This window comes from Terriglobales bacterium, assembly GCA_035691485.1.
Lineage (GTDB): Bacteria > Acidobacteriota > Terriglobia > Terriglobales > Acidobacteriaceae > JAIQGF01.
The window spans coordinates 20,698-41,821 of record DASSIZ010000060.1 but is presented as its reverse complement, the minus strand read 5'-3'; the positions used below and the strand labels follow the sequence as shown (position 1 = coordinate 41,821).

Below are 21,124 nucleotides of genomic sequence, written 5' to 3'. Positions count from 1 at the left end.
CCGGCCAAGTCTGAATTACCGGTGAAAAGCGGGCTTCTCGACAGCTCGACCAAGACCGTTGCTTTCCATTTAGTTGCAAGAAACTGCACTAGCACGATCTTTGCTGCTTTGGCAGCATTGAAAACAAAGAGGAACACTAGCCATTCTCTGGAGGCCGGATTGCCAGTACCTTTGAGAATATTTGTGTGTCTCGGATCCGCCTGAGCTTAGTCTGCGCCTGGGTGGCCGCTACGAAAGAACACACGGCCTATATGAGGCACAGAGTAACCGACGCCCCCTGTCGGGTCGGCCACGTTCGATATCATTAGTCCCTGTCTTGGGCGGAACCGAGGAATGGGTGCTGAAAAATGACCATGGCTCCCAATTCTTCCCGAAGGAGTGCTCTCTGTGAACAAAGCTAGGCTGTTTCTCCTGCTCACGCTGTTCGTGGCCGTGTGCCTGAATGTAATGGCGGCCGACGGGCCGTCCCCAATCGAAAAACCCGGCCCCCAGAAGTCGGGATTCTATGATTTCTGGCAACTGCCGCCCGGCGATAGCAGTGGTGTCGGCACTCTGCCGAGAACTGCGGACTGCTTCATCGGCGCTTCGACTCAGCCCGCAGTTTATGCAGGCAACTTCTTGCTGGATTGCGACGGTGAGACTCCACACAACGAAACCACGATTGTGGTGGACCCTCACAACCCCCAGCACGCCGTCGGCGGATTCCACTCCTACCGGCTGTTCTTTAATGGAGCGACGCTCGTGGAGCGAGTGGTGGCGGCCGCTTCCTCTACCTTCGACGGCGGCAGCACCTGGCACGAAGTTATCCCACCCATCACCCCGTACCAGTTCACCGGCGACCCGGCACTGGCGTTTGACAGTAATAGTCGCCTCTACTACTCCAACATCGCCGACCACGAGGGGCCGGGCGGCAGCTTTACCGGACCTAGCGTTGTGGTCGCCTCGTCCAACGACGGGGGCATAACCTGGAGCAATCCAGTCACGGTGGCGAAGGGTCAGACGGCTGTCACGCCCAAGAGCAAAGGATTCGGACCGAACATTTTCAACGACAAGGAGTACATTGCTGCCGACGCCAATGCGTCCAGTCCCTTCAGCAACCGCGTGTACGTAACGTGGACGCGCTTTGCGCAGTTCTTCAGTCCGACGGCACAGTTTTTCGCCAGTCCAATCAACGTGGCGGTTTCCGACAACGGCGTGCAATGGACAGCGCCCAAAGCGATCAGCGGTTTTAGTCCGTTCTGCAACGCGGCTCTGTTCGGAGCACCCAACGAGTGCGACCTGAACCAGGACTCGTACCCGGCGGTCGCGCCGAATGGAAAGGTGTACGTGACGTTCGAGAACTTCAATACCTTCGGACTGAACCAGATCCTGGCGGTCTCCTCGAGCGATGGGGGAGCGACCTGGAGCGCGCCCTCGCGCGTGAGTTTAGTACAGGACCTGAATTTCCCGAGCAACGTCGATGGTCGCGACACGCTGAGCGGCTGCCAGTTGCGATACGGCGTCAAAGCTAACACCGCTGTGGACCCGAGCGATGCGACCGGCAACACGGTGTACGTCGCCTTCGCCGATAACCAAAACGGTACGAAAACTGCCACCAATACGGACGTGTTCTTGGGCAAATCGACCGATGGCGGCGCGACATGGAGCATCATCCCGGTGGACACGTCAGCTAACGACCAGTTCTATCCCTGGGTTGCGGTCGCCGCCAACGGGACCGTCAGCGTTGGCTACATGGACCGCAGCCTGGCGACGGGCGCCGACCAGACCCAGTGCAAGTACGGTTTTGCCGTCACCAAGCTCAGTAAGGCCGGGAGCATCCTGAGCAAGAATCGGGTGGACACGGGCTTCTCCGATCCGGGCCACTCTCTGTGGTTTTCCGGAACGACGAACGGGAACTCGCGCTTTATCGGCGACTACAACGGGGTAGCGGTTGGGTCGGATGGAACCACCTGGAGTTTATGGACGGACCAGCGTGCGGTGGTGGCGAATCCTCCCTCGGCAACCCGCAACCACGGGCAACACGCAGTGGCAGCCAAGAACTGAACCGTCTAATTTCATGCCAGGCCGGCTTGCTTCGCGAGTCGGCCTGATTTTTCCCTACTACACGCAAGAAGCTAGCTACTTCTGACCAGCCGTAAAACGCGGCGTTGCAAACGGGGATTTAGCGTGTTGACCTCGTTTTTGACACGGACGAGTTCGAAATTGACGGGCTACGTTCGAAGGGTTGCGCGCCCGGCTATTCCCCATGATCGTCCACGCTCCCGGTGCCGGTCAGGAAATCTGCGACCTCAAGAAAATTAAAGCCCCACTCGCACGAGCGGGGCTATTCCTTCGTGGTTGATTTTCATCCGGAACGACGCGACATCAGCCGACGTGAAGTGTCGTGGTCTTGCCCACGAGTACCGCAACACGTTCCTTGAAAATCGGGCGACCGTCAGAATCGCGCAACTCAATGTTGTGAGTGCCGGGTCGAAGTGCGAACTTCTTCGCCTTCTCCACCTTGTCGGCAAACCCGCCATCCACGTAGACAGAAGCATCTTTCATCTTCGTATCGAGCTTAACGTAGCCGAAGTTCTCAGCCATGTAATCCGGCGCATACGCGTACGGATACGGATAGTCGAAGAACGGGTCAAAGACCCGGATCGGTTCGACGATGACAACGCGCTGACGCGGTTGCGAAGCGGCTGAAGGCGCCTGAGCTGAGCTCTTCGGCATTTGCGGCATTTGCGCAGAGCTCGACGGCATCGGCGCAGCCGGGGATGCCTTGGGTTTGGGCGCGGGTGCCGTTGCGGTTTGCATAGATGCGGCCAATGTCCCTGTCAGAAGAAGCCCCCCGATCACCCCAGCGGTTAGTGTCCTCCTAAACCATCGCATACTTCCTCCTTCCCTCTTCCTCGTGAAGAGTGGTAGATGGAAATTTGGATCGGACTCTTTGATAAGTGCGATGCGGCATTGAGCGACAGCCGATGCTTCCGCATCTGCTCCATCCAAAGGACTTGTCTTTTGAAAGGGACGAGCAGGAATAAGCGCCATCCCTAATACGCCGTTTTAGAGGACGCACAGAGGAATTCTGCTGGCCCGTTCGTCCCGCCTTAACAGTCCGCGTGTGTAACCAGGGCCCACAGCCGCAAGTCCAGATATGTCGGAGGTCCCGAACAACAAGGAAAATGCGATCAATTCCTCGAGCGCGGAGCGCTGCTCCTGAAGTGGGGATGGGTGGGCATTCAGCTGTTAAATTTGACCTCCACCGAACGGAGGGAATATGAAGCGCGCGGGCACGTTTGCAGCGATTCTGTTAACCGCCGCTTTGATTGCTTGCGGTGGAACTACGTCATCAGTGACGAGAACGACAGGAACCACAAACCTGGCAACAGGCGCGTGGTCTGAGACACTGGCCAGTTCGTCAGGGCAGCAACTGGGCTCGTTCACATTCAACCTGACGCAGAACAATACCGCGCTCACTGGTAGCAACATGAACTTCACGAACATGAGTTCGCTGGCCCAGTGCTTCGGCGCGGGCACCGTGATGAGCGGTCAGATGGGGCCCGGAATGATGAACGGCGGCATGATGACAATCACGATATCGTCGATGTCATCGGGCGGCACCGAAACAAACACCATGATCATGCAGGGCACCATGACGATGGGCATGGGTTCAGGCTCGGGGACGTTCAACCTCACCGGACATACGCCCGCTTGCACAAGCCAAACAGGCACTTTCAGCATGACACACATGTGAGCCAGACAACGTCACAAAACCGATTCGAGTCCATTCGGGCCTACCATTTTTTGACCCAAGGTTAGAGCGTCCCCCGGCTTGCCGGACAGGTCGATGGTTCCCGGTCGAGCTGCCAATTCTTTCGGAGCCTCTTGTTTCATCCAGCCATCTTTCGGGTTCGTTCCGCTCCTCGCCAACGCAAAACGTCGAGATGTACAATCCCGCATCATGAAAAAGCTCTTCCTCGCCGCAGTTGCAATCCTGCTGGCGGTCCCGGCCTTCGCCGCGCTGAAGACGATGCGCGTGGATTACTACCACACCGGCAACGACCACCAGGAGACGTTTTCCCTGGACCGCATCGTGATCGAGCCGACCCCGTGGCCCGGGGACCCGCGCCAGGCGATCGACGACACCAATACCGGAAAATATTTTTTCGAGGTGCGCGACCGGGCCAGCAATCGCGTGGTGTACTCACGCGGCTTTGCCTCGATTTTCGGGGAATGGGAGCAGACCGAAGAGGCCAAGCAGATGAACCGCACCTTCTCGGAGTCACTGCGCTTTCCCGCTCCCACCGGGCCGGTGCAGATCTCGCTCATGAAGCGCGACGCCGGCAATGCCTTCCGCGAAATCTGGAGCACGACCGCCGATCCGAAAGACCCCTTCATCGATACCTCGGCGCCGCCTTCGCCGGGCCCGCTGCTGACCTTGCAGAAGTCCGGCGATCCCGCCAACAAGGTTGACTTCCTGATCCTGGGTGACGGCTATACCGCGGCGGAGCGGGCGAAGTTCGAGAAGGACGCGCGGCGGCTGATGGAAATACTGTTCTCGACTTCGCCATTCAAGGAGCACCGATCCGACTTCAACGTGTGGGGGCTGTGCCCGGCGTCGCCGGAATCCGGAATCTCACGACCGTCCACGGGCATTCACCATCGCAATCCGGCCGGCGCGACTTACGACGCATTCGGATCGGAGCGCTACATCCTTACCTTCGACAATCGCAGCTTCCGGGACATGGCATCGTTCGCGCCCTACGAATTCGTTGAAATCCTGGTCAACGGCGCGACCTATGGCGGGGGCGGCATTTTTAACCTGTACAGCACGGTGGCCGCCGACAGCCTGTGGTCGCCGTACGTGTTCGTGCACGAATTCGGGCATCATTTCGCCGGCCTGGCCGACGAGTACTACACCTCCGACGTTTCCTACCTGCCGCCGGCGCACAAGGTGGAGCCATGGGAGCCGAACATCACCGCGCTGCTCGATCCGGCGGCGCTCAAGTGGAAAGACATGGTGTCGCCGGGAACACCGGTTCCGACGCCGTGGAACAAAGAAGCATTTGAAGCATACGAGCGGGACATCCAGGCTCGCCGCCGCGAAATCCGCAAGCAGAACCGCCCTGAATCGGAGATGGACGCGCTCTTCAGCGAGGAAAAGAAGCACGAAGATCAGCTGTTGTCCTCCGACCAGCACTCGGGCAAGATCGGCGCGTTCGAGGGCGCGAACTACGAAGCCAAGGGCTACTACCGGCCGCAGGAGAACTGCATCATGTTCACGCGCCACGATGCGTTTTGCGCCGTGTGCCGGCGAGCGATTGAGCGCATCATCGCCCTGTACACGCGATGAAGAACTGTTGCAATCGCGCCTGCGGGCGTTGACAATCGAACCGTGCCAGAGTCGGAGACAGCCGCGATATTTGCCCGGGGCGCCGTTGTCCTGGTGACGCTGAATTCACCGCGCGAAAAATTCTGGGGCGTGGTGATGGAACTGACCACGGCCGGGCTCGGGGTGCGCGGCATCGACTTGAACTCGTTCGATGATTTTTCGCGGCTGGTGCGGGAAGGCGAACCGGTCGCGGCAAGCGCTGTTTTTTTTCCCATGCACCGCATCGAGCGCATTGAATTGGACGCGCGCAACGGCAGCATTCCGTCGCTGGCGGAACGTTTCGCGTCGAAGAGCGGGAGCAGCGCCGTCGAAATTTTCGACGGGCCGGAATTTTCGACGGAGCGCCGTCGCTAGATGCTTCGCCAGCTTCTCACCGCGCCCAACCAGCTGACGCTGATGCGGCTGATCATCATTCCATTCATCATCATCAACATCGTGGACAACAATTACCGGCTGGCGCTGATCCTGCTGGTCATCGCGGGGGTGAGCGACGGACTGGACGGCCTTTTGGCGCGCGGGCTGCACCAGCAGACCAAGCTCGGCCAGTACCTGGATCCCATCGCCGACAAGCTGCTGCTGAGCACGCTGTTCCTGGTACTGTCGATTCTGCACCTCATCCGGTGGAAGTACACGGTGCTGGTCTTCAGCCGCGACCTGTGCATCCTGTTGACCTGCGCCGTGCTCTACGCGACGACTTCCATCCGCGACTTTCGTCCCAGCATCTTCGGCAAGATCAATACCGGCGCGCAGGTGGCAACGATTTTTTTCGTGCTGCTGTTTCAGGTGGACTCCAGCCCCTGGGTATTCTTCAGCCGCAAAGTGGGTCTGTACGCTACCTTCGCCTTCACGCTCATCTCGGGACTGCACTACGTGTTTCTGATCGGGCAGCGCATCCGGACCTACGAAAAGAGCGGACGCCCGGCAGCGTCAGGGCAATAAATCCAAGAAATCTTCGCCGCCATGAGCACCACGAAAGTGGTGGAGCGCCAGGCGCGGGAACTGGCTTCGCGAATTTATTGTGGGAAAGTGACAGACATTATGCGCAATGTATTGTCGCTGTGGAAATCCTGGAACGCCGCAAGGTATTGAGAACATGGCGAGGTCAGTGGAGGAATAATTGCACTGGCGATGTCCGGGGGATGGTATGCAAAAAATCATTGGAATTGGGTTGATGGTTGCAGGGTTAACCAGCGCTGCGTTCGCGTTTACCGCCGTGCCGGAGATTGACGGTTCAATCGCAGTCTCGGCTCTCACCTTGCTGTCCGGCGCGATGCTCGTCATCCGGGGCAGAAAGAAGTAAGGTCAGACGAGTTCATTGACACAGGTAACACCGGGAGGATGGCATGCAGAAGATGATTGGGATCGCATTGATGGTTGCAGGATTAACCAGCGCGGCGCTCGCGAGCCCCTCGGTACCGGAAATTGACGGCTCAACCGCAGTCTCGGCTCTCACCCTGCTGTCGGGCGCGATGCTCGTCATCCGGGGCAGAAAGAAATAAATAGAGACGAGTTCAGTTCGTCGGCGCGGCATCCAGGAGGATGGCATGCAGAAACTTGTGGGAATGCTGCTGTTGGTTGTGGGATTGGGAAGCGTTGCCTTGGCCGGGCCTGTTGCCGCACCAGAAATTGACGGCTCAACCGCAGTCTCAGCTCTCACCTTGCTGTCCGGTGCGATGCTCGTCGTCCGGGGCAGAAAGAAATAGTCGAAAGCGCAGTTGCAGGATCGGGGGATGGAATGAGGAAACTCATCGGAACGGCGTTGTTGATTGCAGGCTTGTCCAGCGCTGCGATCGCCGGAACTTTTACGGTGCCGGAAATCGACGCTGCAACGGCGGTCTCGGCGATCACCCTGGTTGCCGGCGCCCTGCTCATCATCCGAGGCAGGAAGAAATAAGGACAGACGAGTTCATCGACACGCGTAACACCGGGAGGATGGCATGCAGAAACTTGTGGGAATGCTGCTGTTGGTTGTGGGATTAGGAAGCGTCGCATTCGCGGGCCTCGGTCTGGCGGTTCCGGAAATTGGCGGCACGGCCGCGGTCTCGGCGATCACCATGATTACCGGCGCTGCGCTCGTCATCCGCGGCCGGAAGAAGTAGTTTGTCGAAAGCGTAGTTGCAGGCCTGGAGAGGATGGCATGAGAAAACTGATCGGAACGACGTTGTTGATTGCAGGATTGGCCAGCGCTGCGTTCGCCGGAGCTATTTCCACTGTGCCGGAAATCGACGCTGCGACGGCGGTCTCGGCGATCACGTTGATTGCGGGCGCAGCGCTCGTCATCAGAAGCAGGAAGAAGTAGTTTGTCGAAAGCGTAGTTGCAGGCCTGGAGAGGATGGCATGAGAAAACTGATCGGAACGACGTTGTTGATTGCAGGATTGGCCAGCGCTGCGTCCGCGGGAATTAATGTCGTACCGGAAATCGACAGCGCGACGGCGGTTTCGGCGATCACCCTGATTGCCGGCGCTGTGCTCGTCATCAAGGCCAGGAAGAAGTAATTGTTCACGCATCTTTGGCGCTCGGACTTGAGAGAGCTAAAGGCCCTGGTGCCTTGTGTCTGACTGCAGCCTGCTCCAACCCAATCCGGCGTTTCCGCCGGAATGCAATTCCTTAGCGCTGGGAAACCATTCGGCGCGCGCGCTGGTGCGGCGGATTGTGCTGCTTGCCCTGCTGTTCGCCGCGGAAGCGGTCGCAATTTCTCTATGGCTGGACACTGCATCTCTGGCGCACAGTTCGGGACTCACCCGAATCGTGGGTGCCTGGGGAGCTTACGCGCTGCGGGCAGTCATCGGTTTTTGCGCCATCTTTACCACGTTCGCTTTCCTGAAAAAACGAAACACGCGGTTCGCAGAGCCGGGTGCGACCGAATCACCGAGTTTTTCCTGGGGGCTGCTGGCGGGTCACGGCTGCGCCCTGCTGGTGTTCGCGGAACTGTCTGCCGTTCTGTTCACGAATTCAGCGACCGGCTTGTGGAGCGATGCCGTCGCAGCCAGTTGGCTTGTGGTGGGCGTGAGCGCGATCGGGCTTGCGGCCTTGGCATTCTTTCCCTGGACGGGCTGGGTGCAGTTATTACGCGGGACTGGGTATCTGTGGATTTATGCGGTGGTAAGCACGGTTGCGGCCAGCCTGGCCGGAGGCGCCGCGCGTTTGCTGTGGCGGCAGGCAACGTACGCCACCTTCGGCCTATCGAAGCTGCTGCTGAAGTCGGTGGTATCGCCGGTCTTTGCCGAACCGGCGAACATGCTGCTCGGCACGCAGGCTTTCAAGGTCACAATTTCGCCGCAGTGTTCCGGTCTTGAGGGCGCCGGACTGGTGCTCGCCTTTGGGACCCTGTGGTTGCTCCTGTTTCGGCGGGAATGCCGATTTCCGCAGTCGCTACTGCTGTTGCCGGCCGCGATCATGCTCAGCTTCCTGCTGAACGTGGTCCGAATCACGGCCTTGATCCTGATCGGCCATGCCGGCTTCCCGCAGATCGCCGCGCGCGGCTTTCATTCGCAAGCGGGATGGATTTTTTTCAACATCATTGCGGTGAGTTTCTGCCTGGTGATCGGGCGCGTTTCGCTGTTTACTTCGCGAGCCGCCAGCGCCGAATCGCGTGAAGCGCAGGCCGAGAACCCGACCGCAGGGTACCTTCTTCCCTTCCTGGCAATTCTGGCAGCGGGATTGATAGCCGGCGCGGCCACGGCAAGTTTCGAGTGGCTTTATCCGTTGCGGTTCCTGGCGGCAGCGGCCATGCTCTGGACTTACCGGCGGCGGTACGACCGGCTGAATTGGAAATGCGGCTGGCTGGCGCCTGCGGTGGGCGCGATCGTTGCCGTGATGTGGATTGCGGCAGACCGCGCGATGGGCCACGGCGTGGCACAGGGAATGCCCGCCGAACTGATGGCGGCGCCGGCCGCGACGCGCTTCGGTTGGATCGCTCTGCGCCTGTTGGGAGCCGTAGTAACGGTGCCCATCGCCGAGGAGCTTGCGTTTCGCGGCTTCCTGCTGCGGCGACTGGTAGCCAGCGATTTCGAATCGGTTGCTTTTTCGTTCCGGAGTATTCCCTGGACCGCGCTGCTGGTGTCCTCCGTGGTCTTCGGCATTCTGCACGGCACTCGCTGGTTACCCGGAATTGCCGCCGGCCTCCTGTTCGGTGTGCTGCTGCTGCGACGAGGCAGAATGGGCGATGCGGTGGTTGCCCACGCCAGCGCGAACGCGTTGCTTGCCGCTTACGTGCTCTTATTTCACAACTGGTCGCTGTGGTAAAGAGAACGGGTCAACGGCAGGAGGCTAACGCCAACTAGTAACGGTATGCCGACGCACTGGCTGCAACTCGAGATCAGAACGTACTGGCTGACGTTTGTAGCGACGTTTTTCGCGATCGCGATATGGGAATCGTGGCGCCCCCGGCGGAGGCTGAAAATGCCGCTCGAGCGCCGCTGGACGCGCCATGGCCTGATCCTGCTGCTGAGCACGCTGTTCTCGACGACGGCGTTACGAGCCACCCCGGTAGCCATCGCGCTGGCTGTGTCGGACAGCCGGTTTGGTTTACTCAACAAAGCCGCTCTGCCGCTTGCCGTGCGATGGATTGTCGCGGTGCTGGTTCTGGATTTCACGCGGTACGCGGTGCACTGGTGCCTGCATGCGACCCGTTTGTGGCACGTGCACCAGGTGCATCATTCGGATCCGGACTTCGATGTCTCCACCGGGGCGCGGGTGCATCCGCTGGAAGTTATGGTGCTGCAAGGAGCCAATATCGCGACCATCGCGCTGTTGGCGCCGCCGGTCAGCGCGGTGTTGTTCGTGGAACTGGCCTCTGCCGTGCAGAGCTTTTTCAGCCATGCCAACGTGTCACTCCCGCCGTCTATCGACCGCTGGCTGCACTGGCTATTTGTCACGCCGGACATGCATCGCATTCACCACTCGGCGCAAGTCGCCGAACAATCCAGGAACTTTTCCGACGTATTCGGATTCTGGGACCATATGTTTGGAACCTATCTGGCGGAGCCGGCCAGCGGCCACGAGCAGATGATGGTCGGGCTCGAAGAATGCCAGGACGAGAGCAGCCTTGGGATTGGCTGGATGCTGATGCGACCATTCCGAGGAACTGGTCCGATGGTTCGCTCGCGAAGCCAATAGCCAGGCCAGGAAGCGCCGGCGATCCAGCCATTCCGAGTCACGCCGCCGAGGAAATCTCCTTGGCGGTAATCTCATACTTGAAGTGATCGGGATCGAGGCTGTCGAGACGGCCTTCCGCCGTTTCCGCCTGCGGATACATGAGGAAGGCAATGGGCGGGCCACTCGATCCCGGCAAAACCACGTCGTGGCCAAAGTTGTAGGCCATCCAGTTCATCTCCCAGGAACCGAAGAGACGGGCGCGGGCCTGTTTGACCATGTTGTCGTCGAGAGGACGGTTGCCGGGCGGCTCTTCCAGCACGACCTTGCGCACGTCGGCAGGATCGACGGGAACCCAGCCATGGGCCTGCAGGTAAACCTCAGCGCGGCAGTGCTGGGCCTTGGTGACGGTTTCTGACGCCACTCCGAGGCTCTTGTAGCCCAACTGGGACTTGGCAACGCGAACGCCGTAGACGTCACGGGCGGGAAGACCGACGGCGCGCGCCAGGCCCACGTAGAGTGCGTTGAGGTCGGCACACTTGCCGCCCAAGTCGCGGGAATCGAGCATAAAGCGGATATCGCCGCGTCCGCAGCCGCGCGTCTTCGGGTCGCGGAAGGTGTTCTCCACGATCCACTCGTAGATAACGCGCGCCTTTTCAACGTCGGTGGTGGCGCCGCGGGTGATCTCGACTGCGTTCTGTCGGACGATGCCGTCGGTGGGAATCGACTTCGTAGGCTGGAGGTAATGCTGCAGTTCTGCTTGGCTTGCTTTGCGAGGATGCCCCGGGGAGGTGAGATCGACGGAATAGTTCTTGAGGGCGACGCGGCTGGTAACGAAAAGCACCGGCTTCACTCCGGCAGGAAAAGTGGCAGCGATCATTCCGAGCGCGTCAGCCTTATTCTCGACCAATTTGGCGGCGCCGCCTTCGGCGTGGAACGTGTTGGCGAGGGTCTTCTGGAAAGGGGTAGCGCCGATGAGCGCTGCCGGCAGCCATACATGTGTGATTCCTGAGGGTTTGAGAACTTCGACGCGAGTTATGACTTCGAAGGTGCGCCAGGCGCCTGATGTGGACAGCTCGTCAGACAGGGGCTCGGCAAAGAGGCGCTGCGGATTGGAAAGCGCCAGACCAGCGCACGCCATACTGGTGGATCGCAGAAAATGACGACGGTTCATGGGATATCTCCTTCGGCTGCGCGGACGACGGGTTGAAAACGACCGACGGGCGTTTCAGGAGAGGCGGGTTCAAGTAAAACCGCCAGGCTGTCCCCACATGCGCAGATAAGATGCAGGAGAACACGGCAGGTTTCAACAGCTTGGGTTGTAAAGTAGTGGGTGAGGCAGGCGAGAACCGGGCGTCGAGTGCCTTCGAGTGGATCAGGTTACCCGACGGTTACTTCGGGCATTCCCATTGAAGGGGCTGTCGTTGACCCGGGTTTTGCTCGAAACCTACAATCGAGTGTCCGTGACAATGAAGAGGCCCTTCGCGGGCAGAGTTAGGGAATATGGGTCGAGTCGAACACAGCTCGGTGCAAGTAGAGCCTTCCATCAAGGCAGGCACGATGCCGCGATTTTTCAATACTCTGACCGGCCGCGTCGAGGACTTCCAGCCGATGAAAAATAACGAGGTCCGCATGTATGCCTGCGGACCGACAGTGTACGACTACGGCCACATCGGCAATTTCCGCACTTTCGTCTTCGTGGACCTGCTGCGGCGTTTCCTCCGCCAAAGCGGCTTCAAGCTGAAGCACGCGATGAACATCACCGACGTGGACGACAAGATCATTCGCAACGCGGCCGAGCGGGGCATCAGCGTGCAGGAGTACACCCAGAAGTACGAGAAGGCGTTCCTGGAGGACACCGGCTTTCTCAACATCGAAAGACCGGAACAACTGTTGCGCGCCACGGAGCACATCGAGGAGATGGCGGAATTCATCAAGGGCCTGGTGGACAGCGGGCACGCTTACCGCACCGAAGACGGCTCGTATTACTTCCGCATCGCGACGTTTCCCAGCTACGGCAAATTGTCAAAGAAGGACTTCGGGGGGATCATCGAGGGAGCGCGCGTGGACGTGGACGAATACGACAAGGACAATGCGCGCGACTTCGCGTTGTGGAAGGCGCCCAAGGCGGGCGAAGCGTTTTGGGAGACGAAGATCGGACCGGGACGACCGGGGTGGCACATCGAGTGCTCCACCATGGCAATGAAGTACCTGGGCGAGACCTTCGACATCCACCTGGGCGGCGAAGACCTGATTTTCCCGCACCATGAAAATGAAATTGCGCAGTCGGAAGCGCTGACGGGAAAACTGTTCGCGCGTTTCTGGATGCACGCGCGGTTCTTGCTGGTGGAGGGCGAGAAGATGTCGAAATCGCTCGGCAACTTCTATACCGTGCGCGACTTGATCCTGAAGGGGCATAAACCGTCGGCGCTGCGGTTCCTGCTGACATCGGTGCCCTACCGCAAGCAGTTGAACTTCACCTTTGACGGGCTGAAGTCGGCGGCGCAATCGATCGAACGTTTGCGCAACTTCAAGCTGCGACTGGAAACGAGCCCGTTGCCCGCCGGAAGTAACCCCGCAATCGCGAAGCTTGCGAATGCAACAGTGGAGCAGATGAACGCGGCGCTGGCGGATGACCTGAACACCGCGGAAGCGCTGGGAAAAATGTTCGACATGGTGCGCGAGGCGAACGCGGCGGCCGATGCCGGGCAGTTGCGGAAGGACGATGCCGCGCCGCTGCTGAAGGCGATGGCGTGGTTCGACGCAATTTTCGCCGTCCTGCATGACGACGACGCGCAGAAGATGCGCCAAGTCCTGCAGTGGGCTAAGGGAGAAGGACGTATCCAGGAGGCGAGCGAAGCGACGGTGGAAGCGTCAAAGTCGGTGGAGTTAAGCGACGCCAGGATCGACGAGCTGATTGCGCAGCGTCAAGCCGCCCGCAAGTCGCGTAATTTCGCGCGCGCCGACGAGATCAGGAACGAACTGGCGAGCGCGGGAATCATCCTGGAGGACACCAAGGACGGGGTGAGGTGGAAGAAAAAGTAACCAGCGGCTAGCGCTTTCCCGCATACGCGACCCGCGCGCGATGCTGCAGCAGGCGTTCGCGGTGCTCGTGCTTGAGGTCGAGGAACTGCACGCCGACACGGTTTCCAACTTGCGAGCGGACCAGGACGCGCACGATGATGAGGGGATCTTCCGGGTGCAGCCGATAACGCAACTCCACTTCGCTATCCACGGGGAGATGCGCGTCGGTAATAAAAGACATGCCGTTTTCGCTGATGTCAAACGATTCGGCCTCAAAGGTTTGATCTCCTGCCTGGCAACGAATCTCGCACCGAATCGGCCAGCGTTCCGACGCCCGGATTCCGGTCATATTCCCCCCCGCTTCTCTGGCGGAAGCATAGTTGATTTTTCGGAAGAGTCAACCCGCCATTGGCCATCGGCCATCGGCTATGACCGATGGGCGCCCGGCCAGCTGGCTTTAGCATCGTGTTCCCCTACTTCTTAATCTCACTACACCGGTTTGCGGCCGTGCAGCTTGATGGACGCAATGGCATTCGCGGCCGCGTCGGCAATGGGATCGCTGCCGCAACAGCCAGTGGGGGCGACGGCGCTGGCCAGCTTCTTGCCGTGTTCGATCTGCGGAATCGACAGATCGGTGAGCCCTGCCTCCAGCGCCATCTGAACGTAATCGGTCATTATGCTGGCGCCGGCGATACAGCCGACGTACGCGCTCACGCTGCCGGCCACCTCCTTGGGGAGTTGCCGCAGGAGCACCAGGTCACCGACGGCGAGGCGTCCGCCCGGTTTGAGGACGCGGGCGATCTCGCGAAAGACTTGGGGCTTGTCGACGCTAAGGTTGATGACGCAATTGCTGATCACCAGGTCAACGGACGAGTCAGGCAGCGGAAGTTGCTCGATAAAGCCCTTGCGAAATTCGACGTTGGTAGCGCCTATTTTTTCGGCATTGGCGCGCGCCTGCGCAAGCATGTCGTCGGTCATATCCACGCCAATGACCCGTCCGGCAGCTCCCACGCGACGCCATGCCAGGAAGGCGTCGAAGCCGGCGCCGCTGCCCAGGTCAAGCACGGTCATGCCTTCACGTATTTCCGCGAGGGCCAGCGGGTTGCCGCAGCCCAAGCCGAGGTTTGCCTGGCCGGCGAGCGCCAGATCTTCCGCCGAGTAACCGATCTTAGTGGCAAGCTCGTCGGTGGAGCCGCAGCCGCATCCGGATTGCTCGCCACGGGCAACAGCGCCGTAATGATCTTTTACTGCATCCTGGATCTTCATGTTTGCGTTCCTTTCAAAAGTGCAGCTAACGATTGGCGGCCAATAGACCCGGTTTCGGCCCAACCTGGAGGCCACAGCAGTTGTTGTTTTCCAACGCCGTCGAGAACTCGCGCAGGGCGGTCAGGACCTGTTCACGGCGGGATGGGGGAATGGACGCGACGACGGCGCGTGCGCGCTCGCGCATGAGCTGATCAATGCGACGGCGAGCCTTGCGACCGGCGGAGGTGATCTTGACCATGGCGGCGCGGCCGTCCTGCTGCCCTCCGCGCACCCGTTCCACCATGCCGAGCTTTTCCAGCTTCTCGAGGTTGCGAGTCAGTGCGCTGGGAGTAATACGCGAAGCGGCGGCCAGGTCGGAGAGCCGGGCGCCCTCCTGCGCGATGAGCGTGCGCAGGATTGCGGTCTGGCGCGGGGTCATTCCTTCGCAGCAGACCTCGTCGGGACCGACGCACATGAGCACGCGCTCGAGCCGCTCCAGCTCGTTCCACCAAGCATCAACGTTGTCAGAATTGTCCACAAACGCAGGGTACGCCAAACAACTTGCATGAGTCAAGCAATTTATTCGAAGGGCGCGACATGGCGCCGCCCGTCCCGGGAAGACACTGCTACGCGGGCTTGGCGAACAAGGCTGGCTGGAGGGAGTGCTCTTAGGCGTCCGTGCCGGTGGATCGCTCTTCGATAGCCATGTCTTTAAACTCACTGCTTTCGAAGATGTCGCCGCATTCGAGGCACTCGACGAATTCCGAGTCCTCTTCGCGGGCCACGATCCGCACACGCAGATGTTCACACTTGTCCATGCTCATGCTCGGCAGGGGAGGTTTAGCGGGTGGTAGAGGATGGTTCGAGTTCATATATCCGAAAACAGGCCGGAAATGTTGGGTATTTTAGACCCACCCGGTAGCTTGTCAAGAGTTACTCTCGTACCCTTCCGCCATTTTGGCCAGCAAAGGATGACATCGGGCACTGGCTCAGATGAATCGTGGGGGGAGCGGGATGGCAGACATAGTTAGTAATTATTAACCGCCGGGTGGCCGTTGGGAAGCAACGAGGTAAGTGGGCGAGCTACTCGGCGGCAGTGGAAGTCGGAGCAGCGGCGCGGGCTTTGTGGCCGGCGTGGCCGTACAAGGGCATGGGATAAATGCCTTGCTGGCGCGCCTGGGCGATGGAGATGCGCAGGACCTGTTCCGGGCGGAAGCGGCTGATTCCGCGGCCGGCGCTGAGCACGGCGGTCTCAAAGGTCGCCCGTCCGGTTATCGAAGTCTCAATGTAGAGATAGTTATCGGAGTGTGAAGCTTCGCGCACGGCAACATAGGCATGGCCGGGCACCAGGATGACCACCGGATCCAATCCCAGGTTTTCAAACAGCGAGGCATACATGACCGCGCCATCAATGCAGTTGGCCGAAACACGGTTCAGCGACTCGCGAGGGAAGCGCACTCGTTCGCTGACATCCAGGTGCTGGCCGAAGGTGGTGGAACTCTTCACGTAGGAGACGCCGCGCTCCTGGACGGCGCGATAGATGGCGGCCGCCTGCTCGTAGGTGGAATGAACTTGCCCGGCGGTGTTCTTCCAAGGCTCGTACCCGGGAAGACGACGGCCGGGCATGTTTTCCTTGGCACGGCTGAGAATCTCCTCCACTTCCGAATCGTGCGGCGTTACCCAGGCGGCGATGAACGGCGCGAACTTGAAGCCCTGGCCCCAGTACATATCCTCGGCGGCACGCAAGCGGACCGGGAGGGTCTCGTCATACATCCGGCGGCCGGATGTATCGGTGGCGACTACGAGCACGGTGGCGGGCACGATCTCCCGGTTGGTAAACATTTGCGGCAGGAAGGTAGGGGCGAAGGTGAAGGTGCGAGTCTCACCCGCAGGCACCTGAATCATCTGAACTTCCTGGTCGCTCCAACCGGGAATTTGGACGGTGATGCGGTTCTTGAGAGCTTCCGTGGTGGTATTCAGGATGCGCACCGAGACGGTGGAGACTTTGCGATCGCGCGGCTTTTGCAGCGAAGCATAATTCGCGAAAGCAGGAAAGATTTCTCCATCGACGCCGGCTTGAACGGTGTACACGGGATCCAGGGTGGCAGCCACGGCGACCGCGGCGGGCGGCGGCGGCGAAGGTCGATCGGCGCGAAGTCGCGCGGCGGCAAACGGAATCGCGGCGGCGATAGCCAACAACAGGCCCAGGGACACCAGGGACAGACGAAATCTCGGCTGCAATGGCATTGACTATAAGGTTATTGTAACCTGCGTAACAGGCAATCAGCCAATGACCTTAGGCGCTCGTGGCCTGAGGATTAAGGCTGCTGCGCCTGCGATATACTCGTTCGCCCGCGGCACCTCACAAGGCCGGCGGACGAGTGGGGGAGCGTTCATGAACAGCACGACGGTCAACATCGAACAGGAAATCAACCCGTGGGAAGCGCAGCGCGCGCGCTTTGAAACCGCCGCGCACAAGCTCAATCTCGATCCCGGGTTGATGAAGGTGCTGAGCCTGCCCAGTCGCGAGATCATCGTCCACATTCCGGTGCAGATGGACAATGGGACGCTGGAGGTATTCACCGGGTTCCGGGTGCAACATTCTGTGGTGCGCGGGCCGGGCAAAGGCGGCATTCGCTATGCTCCCGACGTCAGCCTCGATGAAGTCCGCGCGCTCGCCAGCTGGATGACGTGGAAGTGCGCGGTGGTCAATATTCCTTTCGGCGGCGCCAAGGGCGGGGTGATCTGCGATCCGAAGAAAATGTCGATGGGCGAGCTGGAGCGAATGACGCGCCGCTACACCGCGGAGCTGATTGAATTCATCGGGCCCGAAAAGGACGTTCCAGCGCCTGACGTCAATACCAATGAGCAGATCATGGCGTGGATCATGGACACCTACTCCATGCACATGCGGCAGACAGTGACCGCGGTGGTGACCGGCAAACCTCTGAACATGGGCGGGTCGCGGGGGCGTCGCGAAGCCACGGGCCGCGGCGTGATGGTGGTCTGCGACGAAGCCTTGAAGAAACTGAAGCTGAACCGCGATGAGACGCGCGTGATCATACAGGGCTTCGGAAACGTGGGTTCGAATGCGGCGCGCCTGATGTACGAAGCCGGCTACAAGATCATCGGAATCGTCGAATTCGATGGCGGTCTCTCCAACCCCACTGGCATCGATATCGACGCGCTGTGGGAGTACCGCTACCGGACCGGCAGCATTCACGGGTTCCCGGGCGCGGAAGCGATGGACCCGCAGCAGCTTTTCCTGAGCGAATGCGACATCCTGGTGCCGGCGGCAATTGAAAATGTGATTACCAGCCGCAACGCGGACCGGGTGAAGTGCAAGATCCTGTGCGAAGGGGCCAACGGACCTACCACTGCCGCGGCCGACGAGATTCTCGCCGACAAGAAAATCTTCGTGATTCCCGACATCTTGGCCAATGCCGGCGGCGTGACCACCTCGTACTTCGAATGGGTGCAGGACCGGCAGGGATACTTCTGGAAAGAATCCATGGTGAACGAGCAGCTGGAACACATCATGCGGAGCTCGTTTGAGGACGTGGTGCGATACGCCGAAACGCACAACGTGAATAACCGTATCGCGGCATACATGTTGGCCATCGACCGGGTGGCGTACTGCCTGAAGCAGCGCGGAATATACGCCTGAACCTTATTTAGCGTATCAGCCAGGGAGTTGGCTAGCCTGGTTGTTTTGTGGGAATGCCGCTGGTTTGCGCATTGCTTTGCCTCAAGGCGCGGAGCATAATCTAGGATTAGCTGCTATTGAGCACTGAGAGCGCGGACGCGTCCACGCACGGGCTTGCGGTATTGAATTGAACCTTCCGAACTACATTACGCTTACCCGCATATTCGCCGTTCCGGTGCTGATCTGGATCCTGTCCTCCAGTCGGTTCGCGATGGGCGTGCGCGGGGAGCGCGAAGTGCTGGCCTCGGCGGTATTCATTGCCGCGTCAATTACGGACGGACTTGACGGCTACCTGGCCCGGCGGCGCCACCAGATCACCACCATGGGCATGCTGCTGGATCCGCTGGCGGACAAACTGCTGATCGCCGCCGCGTTCGTCACGTTGGTGCAACTGAATCCGAGCGTGGTGCCGGCGTGGATGGCGGTGGTGATCATTGGACGCGAGTTCCTGGTCAGCGGGCTGCGCTCCATTGCCGCGCAACAGGGCTTCACCATTGACGCCAGCGACCTGGGCAAGGTGAAGATGGTGGTGCAGATCGTGGTCGTGGTGCTCTGCATTCTCGACCACCGCTGGCTGCAATGGGAGTTCGGCCGCTTCGTCTTCCCGCTGGATGTGCTGGCGCGGGTGGGCATCTGGTTCATGGTGACGCTGTCGCTGGTCTCAGCGGTCGATTACTTCGCCGCGTTCTGGTTCAAGATCGATCGGCAAGTGGTACGCCGGCAGCGCCGCGCGTTTATCCTGAGCCGGCGGAGAAAGCGTGATGTCGCAATTACCTAGCGACAGCGCGACCCACATCTCAGCCGCCCCTGCAGAATTTTCGACGGAAGAACGCAGCGCTCTGCTGGCGCTGGCGCACCAGGCGATTGCAGCAAGCCTTCACGGAACTGAGTTGAAGGCGCTGGCGCCATACAGCCATCTGGAAGAAAACCGGGGCGCGTTCACTACGCTTTATCTCGAAGGCGAGCTGCGCGGTTGCGTCGGCTACGTATTTCCCATCTACCCGCTGTACCGTGCGGTCACAGAAGCCGCAGTGGCTGCTGCATTTCACGACATCCGATTTCCACCGGTAACTCCGGAAGAAGCGCCACTGCTTAAAATCGAGATCAGCGTGCTCTCACCGCTGCAGCCGATTGCGTGCGAGGAAATCGAGATCGGGCGGCACGGCCTGGTCCTCACCTATGGCACGCGACGCGGGTTGCTGCTGCCGCAAGTGCCGGTCGAACACGGATGGGACCGGCGGATTTTCCTCGAGCAAACCTGCCTCAAGGCCGGTGCGCCGCCCGACGCCTGGCAGCGCGGTGCGGTGATGGAAGCCTTCACCGCGGAAGTGTTTGGGGAATGAAGAATCAAGAAGTCAGAATGAAGAATGCTTCGTCCATTCTTCATTCTGACTTCTTGATTCATAATTGTGCTCAGGGCCAACGTGCGCACCGTATTCCATGTCGATATGGACGCGTTCTTCGTTTCGGTCGAGGAACTGTTTGATCCCTCGCTGAAGGGGAAAGCGGTCGTAGTTGGCGGGCAGCGGGAAGAGCGCGGCGTGGTGGCGGCGGCCAATTATGAAGCGCGCAAGTTCGGCGTGCACTCGGCGATGCCACTGCGCACCGCCGCCAAACTGCTTCCCGCGGAAGCTGTATTCGTGGATGGCCACCCCGACCGGTACCGCGAGTGCTCGCACCAAGTGCTGGAAGTGCTGACGACTTTTTCGCCGGCCGTGGAAATGGCTTCCATCGACGAAGCCTACCTCGACATGACCGGCACGGAGCGATTGCACGGCCCGCCGTTGCGCGCCGCGCACAACCTTCACGCCGCGATGAAGAAGAAGACGCAGCTGAATTGTTCCATCGGCATAGCCAGTTCGCGACTGGTGGCCAAGGTTGCGTCCGACCAGGCCAAGCGCAATGGCGTGCTGCAGGTGCTGCCGGGCTGTGAGGCGTCGTTCCTGTCGCCCCTCGCCATTCGAAAAATTCCGGGTGTGGGCAGGGTCACGGAGCAGAACCTGCACGCCATGTCTATTTTCAAAGTCGGCGACCTGGCAAAGCTGGAAGATGGCGTGCTCGAGGAGCGGTTCGGAAAGTGGGGGCTGGCGCTGGCCGGCAAAGCGCGTGGCGAAGATGCCGGCGGCTGGTTCGACAGCGAAATTGGAGAAGATGTCGGGGCGAAGTCCATCAGCCACGAACATACCTTCAACGAAGACACCGCAGAACTGCCGCAGCTGGAATCCACGCTGGCACACTTGAGCGAAATGGTAGGGCGTAGGCTGCGGGAAGCCGGGCTGCACGCTCGCACCATTCAACTCAAGCTGCGTTACCAGGATTTTACGACCATCACGCGGGCGCACACCCTGGCCACTGCAACGCAGTTGGACACGGAGATCAGCGAGCAGGTGCGGTCCCTGTTTCGACGCAACTGGCGCGCGGGGGGCAAAGTGCGATTGCTGGGAGTGCAGGCGTCGTCGCTGGAGACCGTCGAGGGCCAGATAGGCTTACTGGACGCCGAACGGCACCAGCGTTGGCATCAGGCGCTTTCCGCGGCCGACCGTCTGCGCGACAAGTTCGGGGAATCCGCGGTCTCGCTGGCCAGCGGGATGAGCGGGACATTCCGCGAGCGCACGCACGAAAATCCCGCCGCGCTGCCGGGGAAAAAGAAAGACAAAGACATGGGCTAGGGGCTGGC

26 protein-coding genes are annotated in these 21,124 nt (G+C 60.1%); 19 read left to right on the top strand and 7 right to left on the bottom strand.

From position 1 onward, the window contains the following. The first annotated feature begins 387 nt into the window (after window positions 1-387). Window positions 388-2,043 carry a sialidase family protein gene (locus VFI82_07650; GenBank protein HET7184544.1) on the top strand — a complete coding sequence of 552 codons (1,656 nt, stop codon included), beginning with the start codon at window positions 388-390 and terminating at the stop codon, window positions 2,041-2,043. Between the two features lie 321 nt (window positions 2,044-2,364). On the opposite strand, the gene VFI82_07645 is transcribed toward VFI82_07650, so the two are convergent. After that, window positions 2,365-2,715, bottom strand: coding sequence for a hypothetical protein (locus VFI82_07645; protein HET7184543.1), 351 nt, complete (start codon window positions 2,713-2,715; stop codon window positions 2,365-2,367). Window positions 2,716-3,262: 547 nt separating this feature from the next. Between VFI82_07645 and VFI82_07640 the strand changes: the two genes are divergently transcribed. The 13 genes from VFI82_07640 to VFI82_07580 all read left to right on the top strand — a co-directional run bounded on the left by VFI82_07640 (window position 3,263) and on the right by VFI82_07580 (window position 10,496). Next, complete coding sequence (locus VFI82_07640; GenBank protein HET7184542.1) at window positions 3,263-3,739, top strand: hypothetical protein; 477 nt, start codon at window positions 3,263-3,265, stop codon at window positions 3,737-3,739. Between the two features lie 207 nt (window positions 3,740-3,946). Next, window positions 3,947-5,338: an IgA Peptidase M64 gene (locus VFI82_07635; protein HET7184541.1), complete on the top strand. Its 1,392-nt coding sequence runs from the start codon at window positions 3,947-3,949 to the stop codon at window positions 5,336-5,338. Window positions 5,339-5,380: 42 nt separating this feature from the next. Then, the gene (locus VFI82_07630) at window positions 5,381-5,731 is read left to right on the top strand and encodes a hypothetical protein (GenBank protein HET7184540.1); all 351 of its coding nucleotides are present in this window, start codon (window positions 5,381-5,383) and stop codon (window positions 5,729-5,731) included. Next, complete coding sequence (locus VFI82_07625; protein HET7184539.1) at window positions 5,732-6,316, top strand: CDP-alcohol phosphatidyltransferase family protein; 585 nt, start codon at window positions 5,732-5,734, stop codon at window positions 6,314-6,316. Window positions 6,317-6,521: 205 nt separating this feature from the next. After that, on the top strand, window positions 6,522-6,677 hold the full coding sequence (locus VFI82_07620) for a hypothetical protein (GenBank protein HET7184538.1): 156 nt from the start codon (window positions 6,522-6,524) through the stop codon (window positions 6,675-6,677). 43 nt (window positions 6,678-6,720) lie between these two features. Beyond that, window positions 6,721-6,876, top strand: a complete 156-nt coding sequence (locus tag VFI82_07615) for a hypothetical protein (protein HET7184537.1) — start codon at window positions 6,721-6,723, stop codon at window positions 6,874-6,876. 45 nt (window positions 6,877-6,921) lie between these two features. Beyond that, complete coding sequence (locus tag VFI82_07610; GenBank protein HET7184536.1) at window positions 6,922-7,080, top strand: hypothetical protein; 159 nt, start codon at window positions 6,922-6,924, stop codon at window positions 7,078-7,080. Between the two features lie 32 nt (window positions 7,081-7,112). Continuing rightward, on the top strand, window positions 7,113-7,271 hold the full coding sequence (locus VFI82_07605; protein ID HET7184535.1) for a hypothetical protein: 159 nt from the start codon (window positions 7,113-7,115) through the stop codon (window positions 7,269-7,271). A gap of 43 nt (window positions 7,272-7,314) precedes the next feature. Then, window positions 7,315-7,476, top strand: a complete 162-nt coding sequence (locus tag VFI82_07600; GenBank protein ID HET7184534.1) for a hypothetical protein — start codon at window positions 7,315-7,317, stop codon at window positions 7,474-7,476. Between the two features lie 38 nt (window positions 7,477-7,514). Then, complete coding sequence (locus tag VFI82_07595; protein ID HET7184533.1) at window positions 7,515-7,676, top strand: hypothetical protein; 162 nt, start codon at window positions 7,515-7,517, stop codon at window positions 7,674-7,676. 38 nt (window positions 7,677-7,714) lie between these two features. Next, window positions 7,715-7,873 carry a hypothetical protein gene (locus VFI82_07590; GenBank protein ID HET7184532.1) on the top strand — a complete coding sequence of 53 codons (159 nt, stop codon included), beginning with the start codon at window positions 7,715-7,717 and terminating at the stop codon, window positions 7,871-7,873. Between the two features lie 55 nt (window positions 7,874-7,928). Continuing rightward, a complete protein-coding gene (xrtE, locus tag VFI82_07585; protein HET7184531.1) occupies window positions 7,929-9,623 on the top strand; it encodes an exosortase E/protease, VPEID-CTERM system in 1,695 nt (564 codons plus the stop codon). A 156-nt stretch (window positions 9,624-9,779) separates the two neighbouring features. Then, the gene (locus tag VFI82_07580) at window positions 9,780-10,496 is read left to right on the top strand and encodes a sterol desaturase family protein (protein ID HET7184530.1); all 717 of its coding nucleotides are present in this window, start codon (window positions 9,780-9,782) and stop codon (window positions 10,494-10,496) included. Between the two features lie 37 nt (window positions 10,497-10,533). Here VFI82_07580 and VFI82_07575 read toward each other — a convergent pair whose 3' ends face one another. Continuing rightward, a complete protein-coding gene (locus tag VFI82_07575) occupies window positions 10,534-11,646 on the bottom strand; it encodes a transglutaminase-like domain-containing protein (protein ID HET7184529.1) in 1,113 nt (370 codons plus the stop codon). 386 nt (window positions 11,647-12,032) lie between these two features. Here VFI82_07575 and cysS point away from each other — a divergent pair, with 386 nt between their 5' ends. Next, window positions 12,033-13,517 (top strand): cysteine--tRNA ligase, encoded by a 1,485-nt coding sequence (gene cysS / locus VFI82_07570; GenBank protein HET7184528.1) that lies wholly within the window; start codon window positions 12,033-12,035, stop codon window positions 13,515-13,517. A gap of 7 nt (window positions 13,518-13,524) precedes the next feature. On the opposite strand, the gene VFI82_07565 is transcribed toward cysS, so the two are convergent. From VFI82_07565 to VFI82_07545, 5 genes are all read right to left on the bottom strand, one after another. Continuing rightward, complete coding sequence (locus VFI82_07565) at window positions 13,525-13,845, bottom strand: PilZ domain-containing protein (protein HET7184527.1); 321 nt, start codon at window positions 13,843-13,845, stop codon at window positions 13,525-13,527. Between the two features lie 140 nt (window positions 13,846-13,985). Continuing rightward, a complete protein-coding gene (gene arsM / locus VFI82_07560) occupies window positions 13,986-14,762 on the bottom strand; it encodes an arsenite methyltransferase (GenBank protein ID HET7184526.1) in 777 nt (258 codons plus the stop codon). A gap of 25 nt (window positions 14,763-14,787) precedes the next feature. Continuing rightward, window positions 14,788-15,279 (bottom strand): MarR family winged helix-turn-helix transcriptional regulator, encoded by a 492-nt coding sequence (locus tag VFI82_07555; GenBank protein ID HET7184525.1) that lies wholly within the window; start codon window positions 15,277-15,279, stop codon window positions 14,788-14,790. 130 nt (window positions 15,280-15,409) lie between these two features. Continuing rightward, complete coding sequence (locus tag VFI82_07550; GenBank protein ID HET7184524.1) at window positions 15,410-15,559, bottom strand: hypothetical protein; 150 nt, start codon at window positions 15,557-15,559, stop codon at window positions 15,410-15,412. A gap of 265 nt (window positions 15,560-15,824) precedes the next feature. Further along, window positions 15,825-16,955 carry a hypothetical protein gene (locus VFI82_07545; GenBank protein ID HET7184523.1) on the bottom strand — a complete coding sequence of 377 codons (1,131 nt, stop codon included), beginning with the start codon at window positions 16,953-16,955 and terminating at the stop codon, window positions 15,825-15,827. A gap of 181 nt (window positions 16,956-17,136) precedes the next feature. On the opposite strand from VFI82_07545, the gene VFI82_07540 reads away from it, so the two are divergent. The 4 genes from VFI82_07540 (at window position 17,137) to dinB (ending at window position 21,116) form a co-directional block, all read left to right on the top strand. Beyond that, window positions 17,137-18,408, top strand: coding sequence for a Glu/Leu/Phe/Val dehydrogenase (locus VFI82_07540; protein ID HET7184522.1), 1,272 nt, complete (start codon window positions 17,137-17,139; stop codon window positions 18,406-18,408). A gap of 166 nt (window positions 18,409-18,574) precedes the next feature. After that, a complete protein-coding gene (gene pgsA, locus VFI82_07535; GenBank protein HET7184521.1) occupies window positions 18,575-19,225 on the top strand; it encodes a CDP-diacylglycerol--glycerol-3-phosphate 3-phosphatidyltransferase in 651 nt (216 codons plus the stop codon). Beyond that, window positions 19,209-19,790: an AmmeMemoRadiSam system protein A gene (amrA, locus tag VFI82_07530; protein ID HET7184520.1), complete on the top strand. Its 582-nt coding sequence runs from the start codon at window positions 19,209-19,211 to the stop codon at window positions 19,788-19,790. The genes pgsA and amrA overlap by 17 nt, the downstream gene beginning before the upstream one ends. 81 nt (window positions 19,791-19,871) lie before the next feature. Beyond that, entirely contained in the window at window positions 19,872-21,116 is a 1,245-nt protein-coding gene (dinB, locus tag VFI82_07525; protein HET7184519.1) for a DNA polymerase IV, read from the top strand. The last annotated feature ends 8 nt before the right edge of the window (window positions 21,117-21,124 follow it).

Coding starts and splice junctions, on each gene's coding strand:
- VFI82_07645 (HET7184543.1), bottom strand. CDS start 2,715: ATGCCGAAGAGCTCAGCTCAGGCGCCTTCAGCCGCTTCGCAACCGCGT.
- VFI82_07640 (HET7184542.1), top strand. CDS start 3,263: ATGAAGCGCGCGGGCACGTTTGCAGCGATTCTGTTAACCGCCGCTTTG.
- VFI82_07635 (HET7184541.1), top strand. CDS start 3,947: ATGAAAAAGCTCTTCCTCGCCGCAGTTGCAATCCTGCTGGCGGTCCCG.
- VFI82_07625 (HET7184539.1), top strand. CDS start 5,732: ATGCTTCGCCAGCTTCTCACCGCGCCCAACCAGCTGACGCTGATGCGG.
- VFI82_07620 (HET7184538.1), top strand. CDS start 6,522: ATGCAAAAAATCATTGGAATTGGGTTGATGGTTGCAGGGTTAACCAGC.
- VFI82_07615 (HET7184537.1), top strand. CDS start 6,721: ATGCAGAAGATGATTGGGATCGCATTGATGGTTGCAGGATTAACCAGC.
- VFI82_07610 (HET7184536.1), top strand. CDS start 6,922: ATGCAGAAACTTGTGGGAATGCTGCTGTTGGTTGTGGGATTGGGAAGC.
- VFI82_07605 (HET7184535.1), top strand. CDS start 7,113: ATGAGGAAACTCATCGGAACGGCGTTGTTGATTGCAGGCTTGTCCAGC.
- VFI82_07600 (HET7184534.1), top strand. CDS start 7,315: ATGCAGAAACTTGTGGGAATGCTGCTGTTGGTTGTGGGATTAGGAAGC.
- VFI82_07595 (HET7184533.1), top strand. CDS start 7,515: ATGAGAAAACTGATCGGAACGACGTTGTTGATTGCAGGATTGGCCAGC.
- VFI82_07590 (HET7184532.1), top strand. CDS start 7,715: ATGAGAAAACTGATCGGAACGACGTTGTTGATTGCAGGATTGGCCAGC.
- VFI82_07580 (HET7184530.1), top strand. CDS start 9,780: ATGCCGCTCGAGCGCCGCTGGACGCGCCATGGCCTGATCCTGCTGCTG.
- VFI82_07575 (HET7184529.1), bottom strand. CDS start 11,646: ATGAACCGTCGTCATTTTCTGCGATCCACCAGTATGGCGTGCGCTGGT.
- cysS (HET7184528.1), top strand. CDS start 12,033: ATGCCGCGATTTTTCAATACTCTGACCGGCCGCGTCGAGGACTTCCAG.
- VFI82_07565 (HET7184527.1), bottom strand. CDS start 13,845: ATGACCGGAATCCGGGCGTCGGAACGCTGGCCGATTCGGTGCGAGATT.
- arsM (HET7184526.1), bottom strand. CDS start 14,762: ATGAAGATCCAGGATGCAGTAAAAGATCATTACGGCGCTGTTGCCCGT.
- VFI82_07550 (HET7184524.1), bottom strand. CDS start 15,559: ATGGACAAGTGTGAACATCTGCGTGTGCGGATCGTGGCCCGCGAAGAG.
- VFI82_07540 (HET7184522.1), top strand. CDS start 17,137: ATGAACAGCACGACGGTCAACATCGAACAGGAAATCAACCCGTGGGAA.
- amrA (HET7184520.1), top strand. CDS start 19,209: ATGTCGCAATTACCTAGCGACAGCGCGACCCACATCTCAGCCGCCCCT.